This window comes from Paenibacillus lutimineralis (assembly GCF_003991425.1).
GTDB classification, from domain to species: domain Bacteria; phylum Bacillota; class Bacilli; order Paenibacillales; family Paenibacillaceae; genus Fontibacillus; species Fontibacillus lutimineralis.
Window position 1 is genome coordinate 3,708,315 of record NZ_CP034346.1, and the last position, 13,375, is coordinate 3,721,689.

Sequence of the window (13,375 nt, forward strand, 5' to 3'; positions counted from 1 at the left end):
TCCATACTCGTTAGTTACATAGCCAGTTAGTCACTCCATTCTCGCCAGTCACCTAATCACTCTAGTTGCAACAGTTACGCCAGAAAATATCCTAGAAGCATTGCTCTTAACTCAGCAAACTACCCTTCCCAAAAAAGATCGTCCAGTGTACGCCCTAGTGCTTTGCATATAGAAACACAAAGGCTTAGAGATGGATTATATTTGCCAAGCTCTATCAGCCCTATCGTCTGTCTCGACACACCCACAATCTGCGCTAGTTCATCTTGGGACAGATCCTTCTCGACTCGCGCCATTTTCATTTTTAAATTTTTCATGGTGTCTGTCCTTCACGCCCCTATTCAATAAGATCGCTATCATCAAGATCGTTGGCTGAACGGCGCTTACTCAGCTTATTCATCACAAGATGGCTAACCGCTGTCAGCATGACAAAGAAAGGAATATACATGATCAGACTGGCGGCAAAGACACTAAGGAAGTATTTCACTTGGAGCGCGCCATCTCCATCCGCAAAAAGATATGCACTGCGGAATCCAAAGAACAAAGCTAGAAATAAGCCTGAAGCAAGGCCGGTCACGAGCTGCTTCTTGGTCACGGAGAAACGATGCGTCTGATCATGTACCTCTACCTCATCAGAGTATACCCCTGAGCTGACACTCCGTATCATAGAGTAGAGCCCCGTTACGATAAGAATGGCAAGTTCCACCCATACCGACTGTTTCTCCATGAAGAAGAACGTCTTCACAATCACCGATATACTGCAGATAATCAACGTCAGTATCCATGCTTCCTTCGCAATCTGATTTTTCAGATTCACAATCCGCTCATCCTGCACGGACTTCCGCTTAAACCAACTCATATCCCATACCACCCTCATAATAATTTCCTCTTTCTGATTTTGATTATAACGATATATCGGACATTTTGCAATATATATATGTCATTTGGTTTTATATATTATTCTTAATGACATATTATATGTGCGTTGAGCTATTGCGTAGGGAAATATGATGAGGGCGAAATAGATGATGGAAAACTATGGAAACATATCATTCAAACATGGCGATCGACCGATCAACGACCACCGCTACATTTCGAAATCCCAGCCGCGTGGCTTCGTCTAGTTCCGCTTTCCTCGCCATGATAGAACACAAGTGAATCAAAGAGAGTCCTCCTTATCTTTAAAAAAAAGATAAAGAAAGACTCTTTTCGGGTTTGTCATATTCGCGATGGTTAAGCTTTGTTCATACATGACCCCTGACAGCGTCGCTAACAATTCTAACGAAACGTGGTATCGCTATTTGCACCAAAAAAGCCTACTAAAAACTCTAACGAAACAGGGTATCGTTATTTGGCCAAATTGGCGACTTTAAGCCCGCATTTAACCCGAATAGCGATATGTAGTTTCGTTAGAATTTATTTACCTCAAAATGTAGGGCAATAGCGTTATGTAGTTTCGTTAGAGCTAAGCTATAAAGCTTGCATCAGCGGTTTTCTGCACTGCGGACGAAAAGATGCTTTTTTGTACCTTCTTATAACAGTAGGATGTTATTGAATTACAATCCCCCCCAGAATTCCCGTCAGAACCATGAGAAGAACCGGGTTCATCTTCCATTTTCTTAATACATACAAAGATACCGCAAAAAAAGCTACGGCAATCCAATCCACTTTGGCAGCCATGCTTATTTCTGAAATCCCAAGTAACGTTAATAGCAATATTGTTGTAGCAGCAGAAATAATAAGCCCCAGCGAGACTGCTCTCAAGACATTTAAGGTTTCAAATACATAGACAGATTTATTGTATCTTTGGATAAAGCGATACAGCAAAATAGAAATACCGACACCTGAAATCACGCAACCGAAAGTTGCAATCATTGCGCCAGGTATCCCTGCTATCCGTAGCCCTACAAACGTAGAAGTGTTTACAGCTAATGGACCAGGTGTCATCTGCGAAATGGTAATGATATCGGTGAAAACTTGCTGCGATATCCAGGCATATTTTTCAACCGCCAGTTCCTGAATGAAAGGAATGATTACGTAGCCACCCCCGATGCTGAACAAACCGATCTGTAAAAAGGCCAGTAACAGCTGCCATAATTCCCCCATTATTTCTGCCGCCTTTCGTTAAGCCACACTCGTACAAAGCATAAGAAGCAGCTCGCTATAAGAATAATAGCCACATTGATCTCAAAGATGAAATTTGCCAAAAATGCAGTCGGGATCAACAAAGTAAGGAATAAAGAACGTTCCTTGATCAACAACATGCTCATATCAACAACGAAATCAACGATAAGGGCGGCTACACCTGCCTGCATTCCTCTCAATACTGAAATGACTAATGGATTCGCCGAAAAATCAGCATAGAACATAGAGATGAATATCAATATGACGAAGGATGGTAGGACAGCAGCAATACAACTGATTACAGCTCCAGCCATTCCCGCTAACCGAAATCCTACGAGAGTTGACAAGTTGATTGCGATAGCCCCTGGTGAAGACTGTGCAATTGCAGCCATATCGACAAGCTCAGCTTCGCTGAACAGTTTTTTTCTAGATACAAAATACTTCCTTATCATTGGAACAACAACATACCCGCCTCCAAATGTAAATGTGCTGATAAACAAATTGATGCCTAGAAGCCAGATATATAGTTTGGTTCTTTGGCTTATCATCTGACCACCTCCTGTCATCCTGCTATTATGGAGGTTGTTAATCGATTAGTAAAATGATAATATTTTGCGATAACGATTAGTTTAACTCATGAGAGGAGAAGCAGCTATGATGACGCTTCGACATTTTGAAATCTTGCGGACAGTAGCGGAAACGGGAAACTTTACAAGGGCTGCGGAAAAGCTATATATCACGCAATCAGCGGTTTCCCATGCCATACGAGAGTTGGAAGATAAGACAGGTACAGCCTTATTTGACCGACTATCTAAAAGCGTGCAGCTTACAAGAAGCGGCGGACTTTTGCTGGAGGAAATCATTCCGATCCTATCTTCGTGCGAGGCTCTAGAATCACGTATCAACGGTCTGGAACATCGAGCACCCCTTCACATTGTTTCCAGTATTACAATTGCAGCATTCTGGTTACCCAAAATATTGACAGCCTTTCAAAAAGATTGGCCTGATATACCAATCCATGTTGATGTGGTTAGTGCGGCAAATGCGATTGAAATCTTGCGGAACGGCAAAGCTGACATTGCTTTGGTTGAAGGTACGGCTCCCCAAGGGCCTTTTAAATGTACACCTCTTGCTTCCTATCCATTAAATATTGTGTGCGCTCCTGACTATCCCAGCACGAACAAGGAGTTGACTCTGCAAGAATTTTGCTCTGAAAAACTATTACTGCGTGAAAAAGGTAGTGCGATCCGCGATACTTTAGACAGCGTTCTCTATTTGTCCGGGCATACTGTACAACCCGTCTGGACAAGCGTAAATTCCCTAGCATTAATAGAAGCTGCCAAGGCCGGATTAGGCATAACGATTTTGCCGGATGTTCTTGTAAGTGAGTCTCTATCACAGGGGAAATTGATTTCAATTTCTGTTCAAGAGCTTGTGTTGAATAATGAATTGATTGCAGTTCACCATCGAGATAAATATCTGACATCTCCGTTGAGGACCCTTCTTTCGTATATAGAATCAACAATGTCTTTAGGGGCTCAAAACGCATGAGATACTAATTTGGAATTACCCGTTTTAATTACACCAGATCACGATTTCGCAATGCTATCAACTTTCATAAGATGCCTCTAGTGTAACTGCCTCGTGCCCAGCCAAAAAACAGAAAAACCCACGTCACATAGACGTGAGTTTCTCTCTGTTATTTACTCCCCAAGAAAGCTCTTGATGAAGAAGTCCAGTTGGTACTCCATGCTGAGCGGGTCGTTGAAGTAGAACGCTTTGGCGTCGGCTTCATAGACGTGGTTGTTCTTGACTGCTGGGAGGTTCTTATAGGTTTCTGTGTTTTGGAATGAGTTGTCCTCATCCGAGTTTTTGCTGAAAATAACGTAGTCGCCAAGATAGTCCTTGAGCACTTCCGTCGAGAGGGCCAAGTAACCATCCTTCTCTGTAGCTTCCTTGACCTTCTCTGTCATAGAGAGACCAAACGCTTGATAGAGGATCTCTGTACCGCGGCCAAAGTTATCGCCATAGACATAGAGCTGCTTATTGAATGTCTCTATGACTGACACAGTTGCATTCTCGCCGATCTTGGCTTTGATCTCTTCGCCGGCCTTCTTCGTCCGAGCTTGGAAATCATCGACCCATGCTTGGGCTTCCTTCTCCTTGTTCAACAGCTTACCCATTTCAAGCTCCTGGGCAAGATAATCCAGCTTGCCGTAAGTATAAGTCACCGTTGGTGCGATTTGCTTCAATTTATCAATATTCTGAATATTAGACTCCCCGATGATCAGATCCGGATTCAGTTCAATAATTTTCTCCAGGCTCTCATCGCTAACCGTCTCTACATCCTTCAACTTATCTTTAAAATTCGGGTTCTCTTTGGACATTTCATCCACACCAACCAGAGGTACGCCGAGCAACATCACATTGCCTGTTAGAAGTCTTGTGATCACGACGACCCGCTGCGGATTCTTCGGAACCTCGACAGGGCCATTTTCAGATTGGTAAGTAAATGTGCCGGATTCTCCGCTCGCTTCATTCGCACCATTCGTTGCATTCGTAGCTGGTGTCTCCGCTTGATTTCCTTTATTGCCGGTATCGTTCGCCTGCTTCCCGCCACAAGCGCTAAGTGCAAGGACCAGCACAAGGGCAATCGGAATAAACAGCTTCTTCATATGATGACTCTCCCCTTTAATGAATACTATGTGATGAATGATTCAATCTATGATTATGAAAATCATTCTCAATTACATAGGTTTATTATATGGAGACGTCCACCGTCGAACCATGCCTTTTTGTTGGAAAAGTAGCTTGCACTATTGATAGCTTGTCAATAAATCGACCGCACGTTGAAGTTGAAGACGCACCGATACCGGGTTGTATGGTACCCAATCATCCACATTGAGTACGTCCACTCTCTTCTGCTTAACGGCAGGCAGGCTGCTCCAGTAGGAAGACTCAAAGATCCGCTCAGAATGGACGGTGTTCCCCTTCTCATCAGGATACACAATGACCAGAATACGCGAACCCGAACCCGCATATAGTTCCAATTCAGATAGTTCAACGGGAATGGAGTGAAATTGATCTCCATGCTTGCGAATCTCCGCTTCAATAAGCGCCGGTGGCCGTAAGTCTAATGATCGATAGAAGACGTAACCGACATTACGCGCACCATAGACGAACACTCCTTCAGGTTTAATAACAAAGATCGAAATGATCTCTTCACCAGCTGAGCCGTTCTTGATTTGCTCCCTCGCTAACTGCTCCTCCTGCTCGAACTCGGCAAGCCACTGCTCTGCCCGTTCGCTTCGCTGAACCGCCCTGGCAATCAATCGGAAATGCTCCTTCCATCCCATCTCCATCCAGGCTATCTCAACAACTGGGGCAACCACACGCAATTGCTCAGCGTTAAGCCCATACTCCCGAAGATGCTCCGTTGCTGCAATGATCAGCTCAACATGGTGGCTTATTAACACCGTCTTCATCTGCTCGGCAGAACTACGAATATCAATGAAGTTCATCATCTGTGGATGTAATTCAACAGTATGGACATATTCACTAGTCTCCGTAATCGTCACGGTCGGCGCAAGTCCCAGCAGCAACAAATGGCTGGCATATGGAGCGAGCAGCACAGCAACCTGTTGAACTCCGCCCTTAGTAAAATCGGAAGGCGAAATGCCCGTATGCTGCTTAAAGCGACGGCTAAGGTAGAATTCATCTTTATAGCCTACCTTAAGTGCGATTTCCCGGAGTGTACTAGATCCGTTGATTAACAACTCCTTCGCCCGGTGCACACGCAGTCGCGACAAATACTCACTCGGTGAGAAGCCTGTGTGCTGCTTGAACAGAACCGAAAAATGAGAGGTGCTAACACCCGCCGCCTTGGCCAGTTGTTCTCGCTTTATTTTCTCCGTAAAGTGGTGTTCGAGATAAACAATGCTCCGCTCCATCGATGGTTGCTCGTCGTTCTCCAGCCCAGCATTCTGACGCTCTAATAACCGATGAATTAATTGATGGAAAATAATCTGATTCTGCACATGACGTATCTCACTTACGGGCAGACGATGCGTGTACAGTTCTTCTAAGTCAGCAACGATGCCCGGTTCATCCTCATAGATATGTACAGCCGTATTGGAAGCAATCTCGCTGTTTCGCATCATTGCTACTGCAGCCGAACCCGAATTCTGCTTGATTCCTCGAATCGCCAGCTTGTATGCATGGAGCGGGTGCGGCAGCTCTGCAACGAGAACAGCATCAGAGTGCGCTGGCAGGAGAATAATACTTCCTTCCTCCAGCTTATACGCCTGATCATCGATGCACAGCGTCCCCTTCCCTGCCGCAATAGCAACCAGCACGGTCAGCTCATCAACGATCTTATGCTCCGACAGATTTGAAGTGCAATATAGCGAATGAATACTGCTGACAGCATATAATGGGAAGCGGGACTCTACCCACTCTGGAACTACTTTATCCACTCCAAGGCCTCCATTATGATAAAAATACAACGACATCAGATTAGATTCATCCATCAGGTCCAGCGAGCTGCCCATAACTTCATCTCATGGCAAATCACATGAAGATCTTGTCCCTTCGGAGTCAACGAATATTCTACAGTCACGGGAACCGTCGGATAGACTTTCCGTTCCAGGACTCCCTGCTCCTCCAAATGCCGCAATGTACTGGTCAATGCCCGCGGGCTGACACTTGGAATCTTACGCTGTAGCTCGCCGAATCGAAGAGTACCACAGAACAGCTCACGAATAACAAGGAAGGCCCATTTCCCCCCTAACACATCCAATGTTTTTTCGATATTGCACTCGATATGCTCCGGTGTCTTTGGAATATAGCTGCTTGCTTTTTTGGCCGTGCTTTTTGTTGTGGTCACCGTCTCACCTTCCTAATATATTAACTATACATTTTATAGTATCTATAGCTGATATAATTAAGTGAAAAACATTTCACTTCTTCAAATTGTATATGAAATTCTATAGAATGAGAAGTGTTGGAATATTTACTAAAAATGAGTGTTTAAAAAAGGAGGCCTTTGCAATGAAATACAGAAGATTAGGTGGAACTGGTCTGAAAGTCAGTGAGATCAGCTTGGGAAGTTGGCTTACATATGGCGGTTATGTTGAACGCGAAAATGCGGTGAACTCTATTAAAACAGCATACGATCTCGGCATAAACTTCTTTGATACGGCCAATGTATACGAGAGAGGCGCTGCCGAAGAACTCGTTGGGAAAGCGCTTAAAGAGTATCCTCGCGAATCTTATGTTCTGGCTACCAAGGCTTTCTGGCCTATGGGCGACGGACCAAATGACCGAGGCTTGTCCCGCAAGCATGTGATCGAGCAGGCAAATGCCAGCTTGAAACGGCTCGGCCATGATTATGTCGATATTTTCTATTGCCATCGTCATGATCCGGAAACACCACTGTATGAGACTCTTCGTGCCATCGACGATCTTGTCCGTCAGGGCAAAGTGCTGTATGTCGGCGTAAGTGAATGGCAGGCTTCGCAAATTGCTGAGGCGCTTGGCGTAGCAGACCAACACTTGCTAGATCGCATCGTTGTAAACCAACCGATCTACAATATGTTCGAGCGCTATATAGAGAAAGAGATTATCCCGCTCAGTGAACGTCATGGTATCGGTCAGGTCGTATTCTCGCCGCTGGCACAAGGCCTGCTGACTGGTAAATATACATCGGCTTCCGACATTCCTGAAGACAGCCGTGCAGCTAAGCTCGATTGGGTTCGCAAGGGCATCACCGAAGAGAAGATCGCCAAGGTGAAGCAGCTTGAAGGCATCGCTGCAGAGCTAGGCATCTCCGTAGGCAACCTTGCGCTGGCTTGGATTCTGCGTCAGAGCAATGTAGCAAGCGCGCTTGTCGGTGCAAGCCGTCCTGAGCAAGTAACCGAGAATGCCAAAGCATCCGGTATCGAGCTGAGTGAAGACGTTCTGAACCGCATTGAAGAGATCTTGAAGTAATCCTCTTACAAGGAGAATTCATATATGAAAAAGGTAGTCGTTACAGGCGGAAGCGGCATGCTCGGACGCTGGGTTGTACGTCATTTCGTGGAGCAAGGATATGAGGTATTGAACGTCGACACACGTCCTCCGGAGGAAGCACTGTGCCCGACGCTCACCGCCGATCTGGAGAATCTCGGCGAGATCTATAGTGTGCTGAACGGCGCCGATGCGGTCGTTCATCTGGCCGCGACCCGGCAATGAATATTCGTACGCCAGATGTTACATTCCGCAACAACGTCATGTCGACTTATAACGTGCTGGAGGCTGCTGCTGAACGACTTATCGAGTCATAATCAAAGCCGCCCCCGAAGCAAGCTAATTGCTTAAGGGGGCGGCTTTTCTCTGTATATGAAAGGGACCCTCTAGCGTTACTAGATAAAATCCATTCTGATTAATTCCTCTATACTCGAAGGATGGTACAGGGCCATGCCCGTCTTCATTCTTCGGAAGCCCTGCTGTTCGTACCATGATACCGTATTCGGATGCGTGTAGAGCACGACATTGCAGCTAGAGGTTTCCTCCAAAATCAGCGAGATAATCTTCTTGCCCAGCCCTTGATGATGATAGGATTCCTCCACAGCAATATTGTATATCGCTGCCTGGGAGATACCGTCAGACAACGCTCTGCCGCAGCCGACCACCTTGCTTCCGTCCAGGATGAATACGTTCACCGCACTGTTCTCGAACGCGGTTCGAGTCTGTTCTGGTGTGAAATCCGTCAGACCGAAGCCGTTCAAAATATTCGTTACTTGTACCCAGTCTATATTTTCTCGGTTCTTCTGAAAAGTATATGCCATAGGAACCCTCTCTTTTATATCGCAAATTCTGGCTCTTGATCCCGGTAATAGTTCGCCAGGAATTGCTTTGTCCTCTCCGATTTCGGGTGGGAGAATACCTCCTGCGGCGTACCGTCCTCTACGATCAAGCCTTGATCGAGGAACAGCACCCGTGTAGCGACCTTGCGCACAAAGTTCATCTCGTGAGATACGATCAGCATCGTGTTCCCTTCTTCCGCCGCCTGCTTGATCGTATCAAGAACTTCTCCGACCAGCTCAGGATCAAGCGCCGAGGTCGGTTCATCGAACAGTAGAATCTTCGGCTGCATCGCCAGAGCCCTGGCGATAGCTACACGCTGCTGCTGGCCGCCGGAGAGCTGTTTAGGATAATGATGAACTCTCTCGGTCAAGCCAACCTTAGCCAACTGAGACTCCGCTTTTTTTCGCGCTTCCTCCTTCGCTATCTTCTTGACGACAATAAGGCCTTCCATCACATTCTCCAGAGCCGTCTTCTGACGGAACAGATTGAACTGCTGGAACACCATCGCCGTGCTCTTCCGTAGTTCCAGTACTTCCTTCTTCGTCTTCCTAGCTGTATCTACGCGAAGTTCATCAATCTTGATCGTCCCCGCGTCGGGCGTCTCAAGCAGATTAATCGATCTCAGCAGGGTGGATTTCCCCGCGCCAGAAGAACCTATGACCGCAACGACATCGCCTCTCTGAATCGTCAGATCGATCTGATCTAGGACGGTATTTCCATGAAAAGACTTCGTTAATCCACGGATCTCAATCAAGGATGACCTCTCCCTTCCGCTTCCTCAAACTCTTGAAATCGATATCCAGCCGTCTCTCCAGAAGCGCGATCGCCCGTTCGATCAGAATCGTCATGCCCCAATAGATTAAGGCCAGGGCACAGTAGGATTCGAAGAATCTCAAGTTATTCCCGGCTAGAATTCTGGACTGCGCGGTGATCTCCACAACGGAGCAGACAAATGCCAGAGAAGTACCCTTCATCAGGCCAATCAACGCGTTACCGAGTGTCGGAAGCGCCACGATAAAGGCTTCAGGTAGAATGATCCGCCTCAATACCTGGCCATAGGTCATCCCTAAGGAGTGGGCCGCTTCGATCTGCCCTTTGTCTACCGATAGCAGCGCAGCACGGATAATTTCTGAATTATATGCAGCTTCATTTAAGGATAAGGCCAGCAGCACATAGAAGATCGAAGGAATCGAATTCACGTTATAGCTCGTGTCATGATAGAAATTATAATATTTCAGCAGCAGCGGAATCCCCGCATACGACAAGTATAATTGCACCAGAATCGGCGTCCCGCGGATAAAAGAGATAAATACGACGCTTATCTGGTACAGTACCGGAATCTTCTTGATTCGGATAATGGCCAGCAGGAGTCCAAGCAGGAGTCCTGCTAGCATTGCTATCGCGGTCAACTCGATCGTAACCGGCAAATACTTCAGCAGCTTGGGGATGAGCGTAAATACTAGCTCAACGTCAAATATGTTCGGCATAAGGCAAGCATCCCCTATTGTACATCTGGTGCAAAGTCACCGTTCAGGTATTTTTCACTAATTTTCGAAATCGTTCCATCTTGAATCAAGGCCTTGATCCGCTCGTTGACATCCTTCGTTAATTGCTCGCTGTTCTTCCCTTTGCTTAGAATCAGGTAACTGTATGGCACACCGATTCGGTCTGAGTCCTCCTGCGAGAGCGGAATAGCCTTCAGCTTCAAGCCATATTCCTTAATATAGAGCTGCAGCATGGCGGCATCTATCAAGTTGAAATCATCCGCCCCGCTCTCCGCGTTCTGCAAGACAGTGACCAGCTCAGCTTCAGAATAATTCAGGATCACCGGTGTTTTTGCATGATCCTTGTTATAATTTTCTAGGGCGACGGTGTAATTCACGCTTGGGCTTACCGTCGTCTTCTTACCCTCCAGATCCGCGAAGGTCTTAATATCATCACGGTTCTCCGCAACAGCGATCACGAATTGATTTTTGAAGATCGGATCGGAATAAATGTATTTCTCTTTCCTTTCTGCATTGCTGGCGAAGTTATTGGCGCCAATTTGATAGCGGTCCGAGTCCAGTCCCGCGAAGATCGACGGGAACTCCGTCTTCTCAATGTTAATTTTGTACTGCGGCAAGCCTTCGAAGATCGCTTTGACAATCTGAATATCGTACCCATCAATCTCATTGTTGTCATTTACATAAGAGAACGGTCTTGGTGAACCGCCTGTCGCAATATTTACAGTAATTTGATCTTTACCGGCAGCATTGCTCCCCCCATCATTGGAGGATGAGTTCCCTTTGCCGCAAGCTACGAGCCCCAAGAGTAGAACTATCGCCGCCAAACTTAATCCCCATTTTCTCCATGTCGCCATCTACGTTTCCCCCTATTTGCCCTAAACAATTTTGAATTTGTTCTCCGGATCGGAGCTTTTTTCTTTGCGGTTATGCGGCTGTGACCAGAGCCCTTCATAGTCAATCTGATTCCAGAACCGCGTATTATAATCGATAAAGATCGTATCTTTATTGCCATTTGATTTGGCTAAATCCCGTAGATAAGTATTATTCTTGAAAGCAGGAATCTCGTATAAATCACGTGCATACCCCCAAATATTGTTGAAATCTACGATTCGATTACGAATTGGGCCAAGATTCTTGAAATAATAGGTATCGAAGCGAGCCAGAGTTACAAAGAGCCGCACATCGGAATCCGTCACATAATCTCCGAACAGGAAGCGATTCGTCTCCAGCCGTTCCTCAATAGAATCAAGGGCTGCGTAGAGATGCTCGAATGCGTCATTATAGGCTTCTATCGATTGACCAAACATCGCTTTGTACACACCGTTGTTGACGTTATCGAACAAGAAGTCATTGTACTTGTCGATCTCCGCCCTAAGCAGAGCGGGATACAAATCAGGAGCGCCTTCTTTGTGAAAAGGAGCGAATTCATTCTCCAAATAATTCGTCAGCCAGACGTAATCATTATTCACGACTTGCTTGGTGGTAATATCGATGACTGCAGGTACAGTTGGACGGCCTTGGTAATTCGGGTCGCTGTTCGCATACAATTCGCTCAGAAACTGCACACCTAGCACGGGGTCTGTATTGTTCTCGTCATAGATAAATTCCCAGCCCAGATTCTGCTCATGCTGCCCGCGGCCAACCAGATTAATGCTAATGGCTTCCTCCAGTCCTAACAGCTCCCTAACGATCGAGGCCCGGTTGGACCAATGGCAGCCCTTCGCCCAGATCAGCCGATAACGCCCGGCTTCAACAGGCAGCCTCCCTTCCCCGTCTCCAAACGGCGTCGTAAATCGATTCTTCTGCCGTACAAAATAACCCTTTTCATCGATTTCATGTTCGGTCTCTTTAGGTCTGACTCGTACATCTGCTCCTTGGCTCATTTGTTCTCCCTCCAAATCTATTATTTGCTCGTCTTATTTGAACTTCTCTGCTCTGTCATGAGCCTTGTTCCAGACCGATAAATCCGGGCCTTTGGCCAGAATCTGATAAGGATTGTCTGCATGATTGCCAAGCTGGTAGCCTCTCTTGATCGCATCAAAATCCGTTGTGTCCCCGAAGCCCGGCGTTTGGTATAAATCCTTGGCATAGTTCCATATGTTCGGAAAATCGATAATCCGATTGCGATTGGTTCTGAATACGGAATAATAGGCGGCATCAAATCGAACTAGAGTGACATAAAAACGGACATCGGAATCCGTAATCCGATCACCAAATAAATATCTGCTCCTCGACAATCTGTCCTCCAATTGGTCTAATCTAGCGAATAACGCATCATAGGCTTGCTCATAAGCCGCCTGCGACTGTGCAAATCCTGCTTTGTAGACCCCGTTGTTCACGTCGTGAAATAATATGTCGTTAAATTCGTCGATCTCTGCTCTTAATTCGGCTGGATATAGATCCAGAGCACCTTCTTTATGGAACGGCTTAAATGCTGTCTCAAAATAGTTCGTCAGCCGGAAATAATCATTGTTGACTACCTTTCTCGTCGTCACATCCACGACTGTCGGAACGGTTGCTCTTCCCGTATATTCCGGATCAGTCTCGGCATAGATCTCAGGCAAATAGCGAATTCCCAGTACCGGATCAACTCCACCTTCGTCCAGAGAGAATTCCCAACCGTTCTTAGTCCGAACCGGACTTGTTGTACCAAGGCTAATTACATCCTGCAAGCCTAGCAATTCTCGTACAATGACGGCACGGTGCGCCCAGGGGCAAATTCTTGCCCACAGCAGACGATAGCGTCCCACTTCCACTGGCAGTTCCCCCGGCTGACTGCCAAAAGTTGTAGTGAAGCGGTTATTTTGGCGATTGAAAGCACCCTCCTTAGTAATTTCGTTGGCGATTTCATGATTGGCAATGCGTGTGTCTAGTGCTGTAGTCTTCTCTGACATATGGATCTC

General features: G+C 46.3%; 15 protein-coding genes and 1 pseudogene. 3 read left to right on the top strand and 13 right to left on the bottom strand.

The features are described 5' to 3' along the window. Positions 1-119: 119 nt before the first annotated feature. From EI981_RS16325 to EI981_RS16340, 4 genes are all read right to left on the bottom strand, one after another. Complete coding sequence (locus tag EI981_RS16325) at positions 120-314, bottom strand: helix-turn-helix transcriptional regulator (protein WP_068780989.1); 195 nt, start codon at positions 312-314, stop codon at positions 120-122. Positions 315-334: 20 nt separating this feature from the next. Then, positions 335-856 carry a DUF6773 family protein gene (locus EI981_RS16330; RefSeq protein ID WP_126999890.1) on the bottom strand — a complete coding sequence of 174 codons (522 nt, stop codon included), beginning with the start codon at positions 854-856 and terminating at the stop codon, positions 335-337. A 689-nt stretch (positions 857-1,545) separates the two neighbouring features. Then, positions 1,546-2,103, bottom strand: a complete 558-nt coding sequence (locus EI981_RS16335) for a chromate transporter (protein ID WP_126999892.1) — start codon at positions 2,101-2,103, stop codon at positions 1,546-1,548. Next, the gene (locus EI981_RS16340) at positions 2,103-2,669 is read right to left on the bottom strand and encodes a chromate transporter (RefSeq protein ID WP_126999894.1); all 567 of its coding nucleotides are present in this window, start codon (positions 2,667-2,669) and stop codon (positions 2,103-2,105) included. The genes EI981_RS16335 and EI981_RS16340 overlap by 1 nt, the downstream gene beginning before the upstream one ends. A gap of 106 nt (positions 2,670-2,775) precedes the next feature. Between EI981_RS16340 and EI981_RS16345 the strand changes: the two genes are divergently transcribed. Beyond that, the gene (locus EI981_RS16345; protein WP_227011465.1) at positions 2,776-3,672 is read left to right on the top strand and encodes a LysR family transcriptional regulator; all 897 of its coding nucleotides are present in this window, start codon (positions 2,776-2,778) and stop codon (positions 3,670-3,672) included. 152 nt (positions 3,673-3,824) lie between these two features. Here EI981_RS16345 and EI981_RS16350 read toward each other — a convergent pair whose 3' ends face one another. The 3 genes from EI981_RS16350 to EI981_RS16360 all read right to left on the bottom strand — a co-directional run bounded on the left by EI981_RS16350 (position 3,825) and on the right by EI981_RS16360 (position 7,006). Further along, on the bottom strand, positions 3,825-4,796 hold the full coding sequence (locus EI981_RS16350; protein ID WP_126999896.1) for an iron-hydroxamate ABC transporter substrate-binding protein: 972 nt from the start codon (positions 4,794-4,796) through the stop codon (positions 3,825-3,827). Between the two features lie 141 nt (positions 4,797-4,937). Further along, on the bottom strand, positions 4,938-6,596 hold the full coding sequence (locus EI981_RS16355) for an AraC family transcriptional regulator (RefSeq protein ID WP_126999898.1): 1,659 nt from the start codon (positions 6,594-6,596) through the stop codon (positions 4,938-4,940). A gap of 53 nt (positions 6,597-6,649) precedes the next feature. Beyond that, positions 6,650-7,006 carry a winged helix-turn-helix transcriptional regulator gene (locus EI981_RS16360; RefSeq protein ID WP_068780984.1) on the bottom strand — a complete coding sequence of 119 codons (357 nt, stop codon included), beginning with the start codon at positions 7,004-7,006 and terminating at the stop codon, positions 6,650-6,652. A gap of 164 nt (positions 7,007-7,170) precedes the next feature. Between EI981_RS16360 and EI981_RS16365 the strand changes: the two genes are divergently transcribed. Both EI981_RS16365 and EI981_RS16370 read left to right on the top strand, forming a co-directional pair. Beyond that, positions 7,171-8,109, top strand: a complete 939-nt coding sequence (locus EI981_RS16365) for an aldo/keto reductase family protein (protein ID WP_126999900.1) — start codon at positions 7,171-7,173, stop codon at positions 8,107-8,109. 24 nt (positions 8,110-8,133) lie between these two features. Beyond that, positions 8,134-8,420, top strand: a pseudogene (locus tag EI981_RS16370) (NAD-dependent epimerase/dehydratase family protein); the annotation flags it as partial. A 102-nt stretch (positions 8,421-8,522) separates the two neighbouring features. Here the strand turns inward: EI981_RS16370 and EI981_RS16375 are convergent. The 6 genes from EI981_RS16375 to EI981_RS16400 are packed head-to-tail and all read right to left on the bottom strand — an operon-like array spanning position 8,523 to position 13,366. After that, the gene (locus tag EI981_RS16375; RefSeq protein WP_126999902.1) at positions 8,523-8,948 is read right to left on the bottom strand and encodes a GNAT family N-acetyltransferase; all 426 of its coding nucleotides are present in this window, start codon (positions 8,946-8,948) and stop codon (positions 8,523-8,525) included. A gap of 14 nt (positions 8,949-8,962) precedes the next feature. Continuing rightward, positions 8,963-9,721, bottom strand: a complete 759-nt coding sequence (locus EI981_RS16380; RefSeq protein WP_126999904.1) for an amino acid ABC transporter ATP-binding protein — start codon at positions 9,719-9,721, stop codon at positions 8,963-8,965. Next, positions 9,714-10,454: an amino acid ABC transporter permease gene (locus EI981_RS16385; protein ID WP_126999906.1), complete on the bottom strand. Its 741-nt coding sequence runs from the start codon at positions 10,452-10,454 to the stop codon at positions 9,714-9,716. The genes EI981_RS16380 and EI981_RS16385 overlap by 8 nt, the downstream gene beginning before the upstream one ends. Before the next feature lie 14 nt (positions 10,455-10,468). Beyond that, positions 10,469-11,326 carry a transporter substrate-binding domain-containing protein gene (locus tag EI981_RS16390; RefSeq protein WP_126999908.1) on the bottom strand — a complete coding sequence of 286 codons (858 nt, stop codon included), beginning with the start codon at positions 11,324-11,326 and terminating at the stop codon, positions 10,469-10,471. Between the two features lie 21 nt (positions 11,327-11,347). Beyond that, positions 11,348-12,355 (bottom strand): glutathione S-transferase C-terminal domain-containing protein, encoded by a 1,008-nt coding sequence (locus tag EI981_RS16395; protein WP_126999910.1) that lies wholly within the window; start codon positions 12,353-12,355, stop codon positions 11,348-11,350. Positions 12,356-12,388: 33 nt separating this feature from the next. Next, the gene (locus tag EI981_RS16400) at positions 12,389-13,366 is read right to left on the bottom strand and encodes a glutathione S-transferase family protein (protein WP_193556379.1); all 978 of its coding nucleotides are present in this window, start codon (positions 13,364-13,366) and stop codon (positions 12,389-12,391) included. Between the last annotated feature and the right edge of the window lie 9 nt (positions 13,367-13,375).

Bases quoted from the DNA above. Each gene is read 5' to 3' on its own strand.
- EI981_RS16345 (WP_227011465.1), top strand. From the start codon at position 2,776: ATGATGACGCTTCGACATTTTGAAATCTTGCGGACAGTAGCGGAAACG.
- EI981_RS16400 (WP_193556379.1), bottom strand. From the start codon at position 13,366: ATGTCAGAGAAGACTACAGCACTAGACACACGCATTGCCAATCATGAA.
- EI981_RS16325 (WP_068780989.1), bottom strand. From the start codon at position 314: ATGAAAAATTTAAAAATGAAAATGGCGCGAGTCGAGAAGGATCTGTCC.
- EI981_RS16390 (WP_126999908.1), bottom strand. From the start codon at position 11,326: ATGGCGACATGGAGAAAATGGGGATTAAGTTTGGCGGCGATAGTTCTA.
- EI981_RS16340 (WP_126999894.1), bottom strand. From the start codon at position 2,669: ATGATAAGCCAAAGAACCAAACTATATATCTGGCTTCTAGGCATCAAT.
- EI981_RS16385 (WP_126999906.1), bottom strand. From the start codon at position 10,454: ATGCCGAACATATTTGACGTTGAGCTAGTATTTACGCTCATCCCCAAG.
- EI981_RS16395 (WP_126999910.1), bottom strand. From the start codon at position 12,355: ATGAGCCAAGGAGCAGATGTACGAGTCAGACCTAAAGAGACCGAACAT.
- EI981_RS16365 (WP_126999900.1), top strand. From the start codon at position 7,171: ATGAAATACAGAAGATTAGGTGGAACTGGTCTGAAAGTCAGTGAGATC.
- EI981_RS16330 (WP_126999890.1), bottom strand. From the start codon at position 856: ATGAGTTGGTTTAAGCGGAAGTCCGTGCAGGATGAGCGGATTGTGAAT.
- EI981_RS16375 (WP_126999902.1), bottom strand. From the start codon at position 8,948: ATGGCATATACTTTTCAGAAGAACCGAGAAAATATAGACTGGGTACAA.
- EI981_RS16350 (WP_126999896.1), bottom strand. From the start codon at position 4,796: ATGAAGAAGCTGTTTATTCCGATTGCCCTTGTGCTGGTCCTTGCACTT.
- EI981_RS16335 (WP_126999892.1), bottom strand. From the start codon at position 2,103: ATGGGGGAATTATGGCAGCTGTTACTGGCCTTTTTACAGATCGGTTTG.